Below are 12,693 nucleotides of genomic sequence, written 5' to 3' on the forward strand. Positions count from 1 at the left end.
TCTTTCTCCTGTTGGATGCATGTTATTTAACTGCTGGCATGTTTTTCGCGAAAAGGAGAAAATCTTTGTAGTCTCCGATATGGTCAGCTTTGATTTCAACTTCATTTCGGTTCAGCAGATGATCTGTGACCAGATATGTGGTGATTCCGAGTTTGCCTGCAATAAGATCCTCGAGGGCGTCATTGCCTACCATCATGCATTCTTCCGGTCTCTTGTCGATGCTTTCCAGAATCTCTTCGTAGTATTGAAGATTCGGCTTGCAGTAGTGATTCTTTTCAAAGTAGCTCACATAGGAGAAGTCGCTGCGGTCGATGCCGCTCCATTGGATTCTTTTCTCGATGGCCTCCTTCGGAAACAGCGGATTGGTTGCGATGACAAGATTGTAGCCCTTGCTCTTTAAAGCTTTTGTTGCCTCCTGCATTTCTGTAGTATCCAGAACCGCTTCCTTCAGTACATCGAAGTCATTCTTGTAGTATGTGCTGAACATGTCCGCATACTTCTCCAGGTCGTCATTCACATGAGTCTTCATGGCTTCCATGAAGACTTCTTCATTGGTTCTATGTTCTGTATTATTCACCATGGCCATGACAGAACCATAGAGAATTTTCATGAAATTATCTGGTGGCATGATGTCTTTGAAAGATGCTGAAAGGCTGCTGTAGTAGATATTTTCAAAGTCCTTCATGTTGATTGAGAGTAATGTTCCGTCCAGATCGAACAGAATGGTGTTTATTTTATTCAAAAGAGTTCCTCCTTGCTATCTGCTGTTATAGATGATAAGTGCATTTTTTGTGCTGTCTTTTTCCGAGTAACGGATTTCGATGAGGTCTTCTTCAGTGATATGATACTTCTTCATGGTCATCTTCACTTTTTCCTTGATATCCTCGTCTCGATTTGCATAAACCAGCTTAGTTCGTTTCATGAGTCAATCTCCTTTTTATGAGATAGTAGATCTTGATCATTGTAAAAACCATAAGAATTCCTATGGCCAGTGCACCGGAGGCCATTATGGTGGTGATTCCTTCACGGAGGGCTTCGTTGTAATTTCCCTCCAGGGACTGGAGCATGGTCCGATACAGTCCACTGCCAGGCACCAGTGGTATAAGGGCAGGGGTTATATAGCTTGTCACAGGTGTTCGGGTTTTTCTTGCCATGATTTCCGCATAATAGGAAAGGGCTACCGCACCCAGAAAATATGCGATGTTACTGTCCTGGAAAAGGATAAGACCCTGACGATAGAAGAGCCATCCTATGGAACCTCCGATGGCTGATAACAATGCGGTCCTCCGATTCAGATTGAATATGTAGGCAAAGCTTAGAGATGCGAGATAGGCCATAATAAGCTCAAGAATCATATTAAAACCCTCCCATCAGTGCAAGTCCGAATCCTGCGCCTATTGCTATGCCGACTGCAATCAGAAATGCTTCCATTCCTTTGGATACACCAGAGAGGTAATCTCCCATGAGCGTGTCTCTTATACCATTTGTGAAAGCGATGCCCGGCACAAGAAGCATGATGGAACCGATGATGATGGTATCCTGATTGGTTTCAAAGGGGATGATTTTTGTGAAGACTGTTACAAGAATCGCCACCAGAGCACCGCCGATGATGTTGATGAAGATGGCATTGAGTTTGATTTCTCTTGTCACCAGCTGCAGAAGTCTGACGAAAATCCCGATGAACAAGGATACAGTGGCATCTATCACGCTGCCTCCAAAAAGAAAGGTGAACGAAAATCCGCAAAGCGCTGCCATGAGCAGCTGAAATTTTATGGAATAGGGTTCTTTATCCGAAATCTCCTTCAGTTTGCGTTCAAGCTCATCAAGAGGCAGAGGGTGGACCATAAGATCTCGGGATAAGGAGTTTACCAGTGCGACTTTCTCCAGATCCACTGTGCTTTTCGATACTCTGTGGATCAGTGAAATGACATCACCCTGCATGTCTGTGAGAGAAACCATGATGCCGGTTGGTGTTACGAAACTTTCCGCATCTCTGATATCATAGGAATTCAGAATTTTAGTTATTGTATCTTCCACCCGATAAATTTCTCCACCGGACTCGAGGATGATTTGTCCCGCTGATGTTGCGAGTTTGATTAATCTTCTGTTATCCATATAAAGTAATCTCCTCATTTAAATATTGTCTCATTCCATTATAAGGGAAGGCGTGGGTTATTGAAATAGCTGAACCTGAAGGAAACGTTCCCATGGACAAAAGGAATTTCCAGCATGAATAGAATCGTGAATGAATAGATTCATGCCTATAGGATTAAATTGTTGAGAAAACCATTACATTTTCAGCGGAAATCCGAAAGGATGATAAATCGTTCATTTTTACGACTTTTTAATATACAAAAACTCTCAGGATTGATATGATTAAAACATGTGGACAACAATCTGTTGTCAGTTGTTTATTAATAGGGGGTAGAAATGGACAGTAAGTATTTGAAACATGTGGACAGAGAGATCTTTGATCTCATCGAAGAAGAAGAGAAGAGACAGGAATATAACATTGAGCTCATCGCGTCAGAGAATTTCACATCTAAAGCCGTGATGGAAGCTATGGGAACAGCCTTGACCAATAAATACGCGGAAGGATATCCGAATAAGAGATATTATGGCGGATGTCATGTGGTAGATAAGGTGGAGACTCTGGCCATAGAAAGAATGAAAGAACTTTTTGGTGCGGAGCATGCCAATGTACAGCCCCACTCAGGTTCCCAGGCGAATATGGCTGTCTACATGGCAGTACTTGAACCAGGGGATAAGATTCTGGGCATGGATTTATCACATGGCGGTCATCTGACCCATGGAAGTCCGGTGAATTTCTCAGGGAAGTTGTATGATTTTGTTTCTTATGGAGTGGACCATGAGTCTGAAACAATCAATTATGATGCACTGAGAGAGATGGCTCTCCGTGAGAAGCCGAAGATGATTGTAGCAGGTGCTTCTGCATATCCCAGAAAAATCGATTTTGAGAGGATTTCAGAAATCGCAAAAGAAGTAGGGGCTTATTTCATGGTGGATATGGCTCATATCGCAGGTCTGGTTGCAACGGGTCATCATATGAGTCCGGTTCCTTATGCGGATTTTGTCACAACCACAACGCATAAAACACTGAGAGGTCCAAGAGGGGGCGCAGTGCTTTGTAAAGCGGAGCATGCCAAGGCAGTGGATAAATCCGTGTTTCCTGGAATGCAGGGCGGTCCTCTGGAGCATGTGATTGCAGCAAAAGCTGTCTGCTTCAAGGAAGCTATGAGCGACGAGTTTAAAGTATACATGGAACAGGTTCTTAAAAATACAAAGACTCTGGCAGAGGAACTTGCAAAGAGAGGATACAGACTTGTTTCCGGTGGTACTGACAATCATCTGATTCTTGTGGATCTGAACAATAAGGATATCACAGGAAAAGATGCGGAAAAGCTATTGGACACCATTGGTATTACAACAAACAAGAATACGATACCTTTTGAAACCAGAAGCCCCTTTGTCACATCAGGTCTTAGAATGGGATGTGCTGCAGTAACGACGAGAGGATTCAAGGAAGAGGAAATCAGAACTATGGTTGAGTATATCGATTATGCGATTACCCATAGAGAGGATGATTTATCGGAACTACGTGAAAAAGTGGCAGACCTATGCAGAAAGTATCCGCTGTACTAAAGGCAATTAATTAAATTGTGCAATCGCAAAAAGTCGGAAAGTGTTGATTTTCAGGCTTTTTGCTTTTTTTATCAATCAAAAAAATCTAAATTAAGTGCTTTATCGTGTTGACTCTATAACCATAAAAGGTTAAAATGGAACAGGTAATATCAGATTAAAATGCTCAGAATTGAAGGAGAGTTAGAATGGCAGAATTATTAAGAATAACTGGCCTCAAAAGCCAGGTTGAAGACAAAGAAATCCTGAAAGGTCTTGACCTTGTCGTAAACAAAGGTGAAGTTCATGTAATCATGGGACCAAACGGAGCGGGAAAATCCACTCTGGCTAACGTCATCATGGGTAGCCCGAAGTACGAAGTTACAGAAGGAACCATCCTGTTTGAAAATGAGGATATCACAGAAGATGCTGTGAATGAAAGAGCTAAAAAAGGAATCTTTCTATCTTTCCAGGCTCCACAGGAAATCCCTGGAATCACTGTTGAGAATTTCTTAAGAACAGCGAAAGCTCAGATCACAGAGAAACCTGTAAAGGCAATACAGTTCAAGAAGGAACTGACAGAGAAAATGAAGGAACTTGATATAGATCGTTCTTATGCACAGAGATATCTGAACATGGGATACTCAGGCGGAGAAAAGAAGAAGAATGAGATTCTTCAGATGAGAATACTGAATCCGAAGCTTGCAATCCTTGACGAAACAGATTCAGGTCTAGACGTGGATGCAGTCAAGATTGTATCCAAGGGTGTTATCGACTTCAAGAGTGAAGATAACGCCATTGTAATTATCACCCACCACAACAACATACTTGATTACCTGAATCCGGATGTGGTTCATGTAATGGTAGATGGTAAGATCGTAGACACTGGAGATATATCCCTTGCAAATGAAATCAACAAGAACGGATATGTCAAGTACAGGGAAGCGAAAGGTGAGGCAGAATGGAAAAAAGAAATAAAACTTATATAGAAGATCTGGACAGAGGCGTATATGACATCAAGAATGAGTTCGAATACGACTACAAGTCCGAATCAGGACTTACAGAAGACATCATAAGAGAAATATCCGCGAAGAAGAACGAACCGGAATGGATGCTGAATTACAGACTGGAATCACTGAAGGTCTATCATCAGCTGGATGTTCCTACCTGGGCGCCGGATATATCTGATCTTGACATTGAAAATATTGTTACTTATGTCAAGCCGAAATCAAAGAACATGAATACTTCCTGGGATGATGTTCCGGATGAAATCAAGGATACCTTCGAGAGACTGGGGATTCCGGAAGCGGAAAGAAAGTCCCTGGCAGGTGTAGGAGCACAATACGACTCTGAAGTCGTATATCATTCCATCAAGGAAGAACTTGTGAAGCAGGGGGTAGTCTATACAGATATCGAAACAGCTCTGGTAGAGTATGAGGATATCGTGAAGCAGTACTTCATGAAGCTGATCCCCAACACCGACCATAAGTTTGCTGCCCTTCATGGCGCAGTCTGGTCCGGCGGATCCTTCGTATATGTACCGGAGGGTGTGAAGCTGGATATTCCACTTCAGTCCTATTTCAGACTGAATGCACCAGGAGCAGGACAGTTTGAGCATACGCTCATCATCATTGAAAAGGGTGCTTACTGTCATTTCATCGAAGGATGCTCTGCACCGAAGTATTCAGTAAACAATCTTCATGCCGGAGCTGTTGAGCTCTATGTCAAGGAAGACGCCACACTGAGATATTCAACCATTGAAAACTGGTCGAAGAATATGTACAACCTGAACACAAAGAGATCTGTAGTGGATAAGAACGGTACCATTGAATGGGTATCCGGATCCTTCGGGTCCAAGGTGTCCATGCTGTACCCTATGAGTATTCTAAGAGGGGAAGGCGCAAGAGCAGAGTTTACTGGTGTAACTTTCGCCGGTAAGGGACAGCTTCTTGATACAGGATCTAAAGTGGTTCACGCAGCACCAAACACAACTTCCACTGTGAACTCCAAGTCCATCTCAAAATCAGGCGGACAGGCGATCTATAGAGGTCTTCTAAGAGTTGCACCAAACGCCCATGGTTCCAAGTCCACTGTGACGTGTGAATCTCTGATGCTGGACAATGAATCAAGATCAGACACGATCCCTGTGATTGATATCAACAATGATGATGTGGATCTGGGACATGAAGCAAAGATCGGAAGAATTTCAGAAGAAGCGATCTATTATCTCATGACCAGGGGAATATCAGAGGAAGAAGCGAAGGCGATGATCGTAAGAGGATTCGTTGAGCCGATTTCCAAGGAATTGCCACTGGAATATGCTGTGGAAATGAATAATCTGATCACACTGGAACTTGAAGGAACGATAGGATAGAGGTGGATGAATGAGCGCAATAAAAGAATCATATAATGTCTTACCCAGACTGAGTTTCAGATGGGTCAAGGCTAACGAGCTGCTTCTTAATGCCGTGGAAGTAAGCATTGGAAAAGAATATACCTACAAATCCATAGAGGGTGAAGGGTATAGCAATCTGGCAAATGAAGATCTTCCTTTATCAGAAGATTTTAAAGGGGTCAACAGAGACATGGTCGGGATGGTGGAGGACCACCACAATGCAGGTCTTTACGTTCACGTGAAAGAGAACGAAGAACAGAGCATTCATATCTCACATGTTCTTGGAAGAGAGAACGACACTCTGATTGAAAAGAATGTGATTGTTCTTGAGAAAGGTTCTAAAATGAATCTGATCATGGACTATTCATCTGATGATGCAGTGACATTCTCCAATATACTGAATAAGATCAGTGTCGCTGAAGGAGCGGAGCTGAACATCATCAAGATTCAGAGACTCAACTCTGTCTCCAGACATCTGGAATCCAGATATTCAACCGTACAGGAATCCGGAAAGATAAACTATATATCAGTTGAACTTGGCGGAAAAGAAGCCGTAGTGAACTATATGTCAGATCTTCTGGGTGATGAATCCGAAGGACATGTCAAGAGTGTATATCTGGGCTTCGGAGAAAGAGTCATCGACCTTTCCCACCATATGAATCACTTCGGAAAGAAGACCAATTCAGACATGATCTTCAAGGGAGCACTGAAAGACAAGTCCAAGAAAGCATTCAGAGGAACTCTTGATTTCAAGAAGGGGTCTACCCATTCTGAAGGAAATGAGGAAGAGTTTACGATTCTTCTGAGCCCTAAGGTGAAATCCTATGCGATTCCGCTTCTGCTCTGCAGAGAGGATGATGTCATAGGAAATCATGCAGCTTCCAATGGACAAATCGACGCAGAAAAGTTATTCTATATTATGTCTAGAGGAATGAGCGAAACGGAAGCAAAGAAGATCATCATTGAGTCCCATATCAGACCGATCATTGATCTGATACCCGTTGAATCCATACAGGAGATTATCCTGGAGGCAGTAGAAAAAGAATTGACAGGTGAGTAATTTGAGAGATTTCAGAGAAGATTTTCCGATTTTAAAACAGGAAGTCAATGGCAGAAAGATTATCTATCTCGATAGCGCTGCCACTGCACAGAGACCAGAGCAGGTGCTTGATGCAGTTGTTAAATATGATCATGAGGCTAATGGGAATCCCCACAGGGGTTCCCATGTCCTTAGCATGCGTGCCACAGAAGCTTTCGAAAATGTCAGAGAAAAGGTAAGAGGCTTCATCGGTGCCAGAAGCACAAAGGAAATCATTTTCACGAAGAATGCCACAGAAGCAATCAATCTTGTGGCTTACAGCTATGCACTGGAACATCTGAATCCAGGGGACAAGATTGTGATTACCATTGCGGAGCATCATGCAAACCTTGTGACATGGCAGCAGATTGCTAAAAAGACAGGTGCACATCTTGTCTACATGTATGTGGACCCGGAGGGAAGACTTCCCCTTGGAGAACTTCAGAAAATCGATCAGAAAACGAAAATCGTTGCCTGTACACATATGTCCAATGTACTGGGAAGCATCTTCCCGGTGGACAAGATTATAGAAAGAGGACATGAAGTAGGTGCCAAGGTGCTTATCGATGGTGCTCAGGCAGTTGCCCATATGCCCGTGAATGTAACTGAAATGGACTGTGATTTCTATGTTTTTTCCGGTCACAAGATGTACAGCCTCACTGGGGTTGGTGTTTTATACGGAAAAGAAGAAATCCTGGATAAGATGGAGCCGTTCCTTTATGGTGGAGATATGATTGAGTATGTTTATGAAGAAGAAACCTCTTTCAACGAGCTGCCATTTAAATTCGAAGCGGGGACACAAGGGATCGAAAGTGTAGTATCTCTCGGCGCCGCCATAGATTATATCAGCGAAATCACATATGAGGTGATTCATGAAAAAGAAATGGAACTTACGGAATATGCACTGAGAAGACTTCAGGAACTTCCTTATATCCGCATTGTGGGACCAAGAGATATGAATTACAGGGGCGCTGTCATCAGCTTCACAGTTGATGATATACATCCTCATGATGTTTCCATGATCCTGGACAACTATGGAGTAGGCATAAGAGCAGGACATCACTGTGCACAGCCGCTTCTTCGTTTCATGGAGGTTTATACATGCTCTAGAGCCAGTTTCGCGTTCTACAATACAAAAGAGGAAATAGATGCATTAGTTGATAACCTGAGCGAAGTAAGGAGGTGGATGGGATATGGATCTAAGTAATCTCTATACCGAAGTAATCCTGGAACACAATAAAGACACGAGAAACAGACGTGAAATCGAAGGCTACACTCATAAGGAAAGAGGTCATAACCCAAGCTGTGGGGATGACATCACCATAGAGGCGAAGATCGAGGATGGAATCATCAAGGACCTGGCCTATACTGGTCATGGCTGTTCCATCAGTCAGGCATCGGCTTCCATGATGACGGATCTTCTAACTGGAAAAACAGTAGAGGAAGCCATGGAAATCATCGAGATCTTCCTTGGCATGATCAAAAGAGAGATCAATGATATTGACTATCTTGAAGATGTGCTGGATGAAGCATCCATCCTTCAGGGGATCTCAAATCTGCCAGCGAGAGTGAAATGTGCTGTGCTTGCATGGCATACTTTAAAAGAAGCTGTTCAAAAAGAAGACTAGATAGGAGAGACTGGACATTTTGCGTCCAGTCTCTTTTGAACATACACGAATAAAATGAAAAGACCGGAGGAGAAAAGAAATGAAATATAAGATATTAGCAACAGCAGCAGCTGCACTTGCCCTGATATTCTCAGTGGGATGCAGTGCTGAAGAACCAGCTACAGAGGAAGAGAAAAACAGTGAAGCTACGGTACAGGTTATTTCTGCAGATGAGGCAAAGAAGATGATGGATGAAGAAGAGGTTATCATTGTCGATGTAAGGACAAAAGCGGAATATGCAGAGGCTCACATAGATGGAGCAGTTCTTCTGACACTGGATACCATTCCGGATAAAGCGGAGGAGATTCTGCCTGATAAAGATGCAACGTATCTCCTTTACTGCAGAAGCGGTAACAGAAGCAATCAGGCAGCAAAGGAACTGGTGCGAATGGGATATCAGGAGATATATGACTTCGGCGGCATCATCGACTGGGATTACGAAACGGTATCCGGAGAAAATTAGCGTAAATCCGCTCCTTTGAAAAGCTGTAAAGAAATACTGTAAGAATTGTAGATTTTTTATTAATAATTATAAATTTTACACAATTGATTAGAGTATACTGTATAATAGAAACAGAATGAAATTTGGAGGGAAATGAATTATGGCAGTAGAATTTATAAGATATCTGGACAAGAGCATCAAGTATCTGCACAGACAGGGCGCTTTTCTCACAGTGAAAAAAGGTGACGAAGTCAATGTCAGTACCATCAGCTGGGGAAACATCGGTTTTGAATGGGGAAGACCCGTATTCACAATCCTTGTGAGAAATTCAAGGCACAATCATGAACTACTTCAGGATAATGATGAGTTCACCGTGTCCATTCCTACCACATCCACCATGAAGAAAGCTCTTAATAAAGTGGGCAGCCTATCCGGCAGAGATACAGACAAGTGGGCAGAAGCGAATCTGACGCAGTATAAGGCGAAAACCATGGATACACCGGTGGTCAAGGAAGCTAACATATTCTATGAATGCAAGATCATCTACAATCACAAGGTAGACCCTAAAATGCTTCGTGGAGACGTAGATGTGACAAGTTACATGGACGGAGACTATCACGAGATATTCTACGGAGAAATCGTCACTTCTTACACAAAGGATGATTTATAAGAACATAGACTGAAACACAAAAGATGAGAGTGAAAAAGGAAGAAATACAGATGATTTTTGATACACACATGCACACGGAACTTTCATTTGATTCCAGTGAGCAGATCACGAAGATTTTAGAAGAAGCGGCAGTGAAAAATCTGGGTGTGATCACAACAGAACATAAGGATCTCAATTACCTGGAGGTCGGTGGATTCCCCATTGATTTTGATGTGGATGAATACTTCAGGCTCTATGAGAAGTACAGAAGTGATACCTATCTTATGGGCATCGAACTAGGCCTTGACAGAAGATACACGGATAAAATAAGAGAAATACAAGAAAAATATGATTTCGATATTGTCATCGGTTCACTGCATACAATGGACGGAATCAATTTATCTTCCAGAAAATACTTTAAGTCTCAGAACGAAAAAGATTTCTACAGGACATATCTCAGGTATGCGGAAGAAATGGTTCGGGACAGTTCGTTTATTGATGCTCTGGCACATTTCGATTATCCGACCCGGTACTCCGGATTTTCGGAGCTTCGTTATGAGGCGTATGAGAAGGAACTGAGCGCACTATTCAAAACGATGGTCAGGGAAGATGTGACACTGGAAATCAATCTGAAAAGACCTCTGATTGGGGAAGTGTATCATTCTTTCAGAAGTATCTATAAAGGGTATTATGAGAATGGTGGTCGTTATGTGACACTGGCTTCTGACGCCCATGTTGCAGAGGACATCGGAAGAAATTTTGATGAAGCCATTAAACTTGCTGATGATATCGGACTGGAAATCTGCTATTATAAAAATAGAAAAAGAGTCCTTTGTGACCGATGATGAACGACAAACAGGAAGAAGGTGGAGCGTATCAACTAGAGTAAGATCGTACTGAACGAGCTATTAGTAGATTTATTCCATGACATTTTGGAGATTGAAGAAAAATCGCTTCGTGATAACGGAAGTGATCTCACAATTACAGAAATGCATACAATACATGCAGTAGGTGATGAGAGACCTAGAACCATGACTGAAATTTCACGGGATCTGAACATCACCATGGGCACACTGACAACAGGTGTGGATAAGCTGATCAAAAAAGGCTATCTTTTGAGAAAAAGAACAGAAGAAGACAAACGCGTCGTTCTTGTGGAGCTGACGGATAAAGGGATGGAAGCGAAGAAGATGCATGATGCATTTCATCAGGATATGATCGCCAGTGTCATTGAAACTCTGAATGAAGAAGAAGAGTCAATACTGATTCAGGCGCTGGAGAAACTCATCGGTTTTTTTGATGGAAAGTATCGGAATACAAAAGAATAAGAGAAATGAGAGGGAAAAGTTCGCTTTTCCCTATTCTTATAGTGGGAGGGATATATTTGGAAGTGCTTTTTGTACGCCATGGTGAGTCGGAAGCCAATGTACTGGAACTTATGTATGGTTCCAGTGACTACAGACTTACGGAAAATGGAAAGGAACAGGCCCGCAAAGCGGGGAAGATGATAGAGAAAATGGGCTTTACGCCAGATGCGTTATTCGTATCCTCTCTATCTAGAACACACGAGACACTGGAGAACATGGGTTATAGCTTAAGCAATGCGATTTCAGATCAAAGACTGGATGAGAGACATCTGGGAGATCTGGAAGGGGTGGAGTATCATATGCTCCATAAAGAGAATCCGGATCTTTTTGTGGAATGGAATGAAGACTGGCTTCATTACAAGCCTGGCGGTGGAGAAAGTCATTTTGCTTTTGAGAAACGAGTTGCCTCATTTCTCAAGGACCTTCAGGAAAAATACACAAATGGAGAGCGGATTCTTGTAGTCTGTCATGGGGGAACCATGAAGACGATTTTTTCACATGTGTTCATGCATGGTGCAGATTCATTTTTCAATATTGAAATCTACAACTGTTCCATCATGAGGCTGAAGAAACACAGGGACAGATTTGTCTTTGATGCGCTCTATAATATTGATGATTACTTCGGAGAGAAAAAAGGGGCGGAAAAATGAAAGCTCTGAAAATCGGTGAAGCTATTTTCGATGATGGTTCATTCAACATCTGTGTCACTTTGACACCAGGAACGGTTGAAGAGCTGAGAAGAGATCTTAAGACACTACGTGGCAAAGAATTCTCCATCATAGAATGGAGGGCGGATTACCTGCTTTTAACTGCCAGACTTTCCGAAGAAATCGAAACAGGCATCAGACTGATTAAAGAAGCAGTCCCTGAAAAGCCGCTGATCTTCACTTATCGATGGAAAGAAGAAGGAGGACAGACATCACTTGATCCGAAAGAACTGCTCAGGATACGGAGAGTTGTGGTGAAACAGAATCTTGCTGACATCCTGGATATTGAAATGCACTGGTTTCGAAGTGCACAGAATGAGGAAAATCTGGATGCGTACTTTGCGCTTGTGGCTCAGGCAAAGGAACTGGGGATGAGCGTACTCCTGTCATGGCATGATTTTCAAAAGACGCCTGACGAGGAAAGCCTGCTGCGCATCCTGAGAACACAGGAGAAGCTAGGAGCAGATATAGCTAAAATTGCTGTATTTGCCGTGGTGAAGAACGATCGGGAACGACTGATGACTGCTTCTAGAAATGGAGCACAATCTCTCGGCATTCCTCATATCGCACTTTCCATGGGGGATCTGGGAAAGAGATCCAGATATGACAAGAAAAGTTCGATGACCTGCGTCACTTTTGCTCCGGTTCATAATCCATCAGCACCAGGTCAGCTAACGCTTGACGAACTGAAGGAGAGGCTGAATGAAGAGTCGGAATAGGAAATAGTTCAAATCTGTATTGGGGGGTGA

At 42.7% G+C, this 12,693-nt stretch carries 16 protein-coding genes; 12 read left to right on the forward strand and 4 right to left on the reverse strand.

Going from position 1 to position 12,693, the window contains the following annotated elements; translation table 11 throughout:
• Nucleotides 1-22 precede the first annotated feature (22 nt).
• The 4 genes from ACHAL6_RS06755 to ACHAL6_RS06770 are packed head-to-tail and all read right to left on the reverse strand — an operon-like array spanning nucleotide 23 to nucleotide 2,115.
• Nucleotides 23-742 (reverse strand): HAD family hydrolase, encoded by a 720-nt coding sequence (locus tag ACHAL6_RS06755; RefSeq protein WP_395269519.1) that lies wholly within the window; start codon nucleotides 740-742, stop codon nucleotides 23-25.
• Between the two features lie 15 nt (nucleotides 743-757).
• Nucleotides 758-922, reverse strand: coding sequence for a hypothetical protein (locus ACHAL6_RS06760; protein WP_395269521.1), 165 nt, complete (start codon nucleotides 920-922; stop codon nucleotides 758-760).
• On the reverse strand, nucleotides 909-1,355 hold the full coding sequence (locus ACHAL6_RS06765) for a threonine/serine exporter family protein (protein ID WP_395269523.1): 447 nt from the start codon (nucleotides 1,353-1,355) through the stop codon (nucleotides 909-911). Before ACHAL6_RS06765 ends, ACHAL6_RS06760 begins: the two co-directional genes overlap by 14 nt.
• A 1-nt stretch (nucleotide 1,356) precedes the next feature.
• Nucleotides 1,357-2,115 carry a threonine/serine exporter family protein gene (locus tag ACHAL6_RS06770; RefSeq protein ID WP_395269525.1) on the reverse strand — a complete coding sequence of 253 codons (759 nt, stop codon included), beginning with the start codon at nucleotides 2,113-2,115 and terminating at the stop codon, nucleotides 1,357-1,359.
• 315 nt (nucleotides 2,116-2,430) lie between these two features.
• Here ACHAL6_RS06770 and glyA point away from each other — a divergent pair, with 315 nt between their 5' ends.
• From glyA to aroD, 12 genes are all read left to right on the forward strand, one after another.
• Nucleotides 2,431-3,663, forward strand: a complete 1,233-nt coding sequence (gene glyA / locus ACHAL6_RS06775; RefSeq protein ID WP_395269527.1) for a serine hydroxymethyltransferase — start codon at nucleotides 2,431-2,433, stop codon at nucleotides 3,661-3,663.
• A gap of 185 nt (nucleotides 3,664-3,848) precedes the next feature.
• Entirely contained in the window at nucleotides 3,849-4,628 is a 780-nt protein-coding gene (gene sufC, locus ACHAL6_RS06780) for a Fe-S cluster assembly ATPase SufC (RefSeq protein WP_207598165.1), read from the forward strand.
• A complete protein-coding gene (gene sufB, locus ACHAL6_RS06785) occupies nucleotides 4,601-6,013 on the forward strand; it encodes a Fe-S cluster assembly protein SufB (protein WP_207598164.1) in 1,413 nt (470 codons plus the stop codon). Before sufC ends, sufB begins: the two co-directional genes overlap by 28 nt.
• Nucleotides 6,014-6,023: 10 nt before the next feature.
• Nucleotides 6,024-7,094 carry a Fe-S cluster assembly protein SufD gene (gene sufD, locus ACHAL6_RS06790; protein WP_395269529.1) on the forward strand — a complete coding sequence of 357 codons (1,071 nt, stop codon included), beginning with the start codon at nucleotides 6,024-6,026 and terminating at the stop codon, nucleotides 7,092-7,094.
• Between the two features lies 1 nt (nucleotide 7,095).
• A complete protein-coding gene (locus tag ACHAL6_RS06795) occupies nucleotides 7,096-8,319 on the forward strand; it encodes a cysteine desulfurase (protein ID WP_395269530.1) in 1,224 nt (407 codons plus the stop codon).
• A complete protein-coding gene (gene sufU, locus ACHAL6_RS06800; RefSeq protein WP_395269531.1) occupies nucleotides 8,306-8,740 on the forward strand; it encodes a Fe-S cluster assembly sulfur transfer protein SufU in 435 nt (144 codons plus the stop codon). The genes ACHAL6_RS06795 and sufU overlap by 14 nt, the downstream gene beginning before the upstream one ends.
• A gap of 79 nt (nucleotides 8,741-8,819) precedes the next feature.
• A complete protein-coding gene (locus ACHAL6_RS06805) occupies nucleotides 8,820-9,242 on the forward strand; it encodes a rhodanese-like domain-containing protein (RefSeq protein WP_395269532.1) in 423 nt (140 codons plus the stop codon).
• 139 nt (nucleotides 9,243-9,381) lie between these two features.
• Nucleotides 9,382-9,891 carry a flavin reductase family protein gene (locus ACHAL6_RS06810; protein ID WP_395269534.1) on the forward strand — a complete coding sequence of 170 codons (510 nt, stop codon included), beginning with the start codon at nucleotides 9,382-9,384 and terminating at the stop codon, nucleotides 9,889-9,891.
• 50 nt (nucleotides 9,892-9,941) lie between these two features.
• Nucleotides 9,942-10,715, forward strand: coding sequence for a PHP domain-containing protein (locus tag ACHAL6_RS06815; protein ID WP_395269536.1), 774 nt, complete (start codon nucleotides 9,942-9,944; stop codon nucleotides 10,713-10,715).
• Nucleotides 10,716-10,760: 45 nt separating this feature from the next.
• Nucleotides 10,761-11,198, forward strand: a complete 438-nt coding sequence (locus tag ACHAL6_RS06820; RefSeq protein ID WP_395269602.1) for a MarR family winged helix-turn-helix transcriptional regulator — start codon at nucleotides 10,761-10,763, stop codon at nucleotides 11,196-11,198.
• A 62-nt stretch (nucleotides 11,199-11,260) separates the two neighbouring features.
• Nucleotides 11,261-11,887, forward strand: coding sequence for a histidine phosphatase family protein (locus ACHAL6_RS06825; protein WP_395269604.1), 627 nt, complete (start codon nucleotides 11,261-11,263; stop codon nucleotides 11,885-11,887).
• On the forward strand, nucleotides 11,884-12,663 hold the full coding sequence (gene aroD, locus ACHAL6_RS06830) for a type I 3-dehydroquinate dehydratase (RefSeq protein ID WP_395269538.1): 780 nt from the start codon (nucleotides 11,884-11,886) through the stop codon (nucleotides 12,661-12,663). Before ACHAL6_RS06825 ends, aroD begins: the two co-directional genes overlap by 4 nt.
• The last annotated feature ends 30 nt before the right edge of the window (nucleotides 12,664-12,693 follow it).

Source organism: Proteiniclasticum sp. C24MP, from assembly GCF_043951855.1.
Lineage (GTDB): Bacteria > Bacillota > Clostridia > Clostridiales > Clostridiaceae > Proteiniclasticum.

Excerpts from the sequence above, each read along its gene's own strand:
- sufD (WP_395269529.1), top strand. The coding sequence starts at position 6,024 with ATGAGCGCAATAAAAGAATCATATAATGTCTTACCCAGACTGAGTTTC.
- ACHAL6_RS06815 (WP_395269536.1), top strand. The coding sequence starts at position 9,942 with ATGATTTTTGATACACACATGCACACGGAACTTTCATTTGATTCCAGT.
- sufC (WP_207598165.1), top strand. The coding sequence starts at position 3,849 with ATGGCAGAATTATTAAGAATAACTGGCCTCAAAAGCCAGGTTGAAGAC.
- ACHAL6_RS06805 (WP_395269532.1), top strand. The coding sequence starts at position 8,820 with ATGAAATATAAGATATTAGCAACAGCAGCAGCTGCACTTGCCCTGATA.
- glyA (WP_395269527.1), top strand. The coding sequence starts at position 2,431 with ATGGACAGTAAGTATTTGAAACATGTGGACAGAGAGATCTTTGATCTC.
- ACHAL6_RS06760 (WP_395269521.1), bottom strand. The coding sequence starts at position 922 with ATGAAACGAACTAAGCTGGTTTATGCAAATCGAGACGAGGATATCAAG.
- aroD (WP_395269538.1), top strand. The coding sequence starts at position 11,884 with ATGAAAGCTCTGAAAATCGGTGAAGCTATTTTCGATGATGGTTCATTC.
- sufU (WP_395269531.1), top strand. The coding sequence starts at position 8,306 with ATGGATCTAAGTAATCTCTATACCGAAGTAATCCTGGAACACAATAAA.
- sufB (WP_207598164.1), top strand. The coding sequence starts at position 4,601 with ATGGAAAAAAGAAATAAAACTTATATAGAAGATCTGGACAGAGGCGTA.
- ACHAL6_RS06810 (WP_395269534.1), top strand. The coding sequence starts at position 9,382 with ATGGCAGTAGAATTTATAAGATATCTGGACAAGAGCATCAAGTATCTG.
- ACHAL6_RS06770 (WP_395269525.1), bottom strand. The coding sequence starts at position 2,115 with ATGGATAACAGAAGATTAATCAAACTCGCAACATCAGCGGGACAAATC.
- ACHAL6_RS06765 (WP_395269523.1), bottom strand. The coding sequence starts at position 1,355 with ATGATTCTTGAGCTTATTATGGCCTATCTCGCATCTCTAAGCTTTGCC.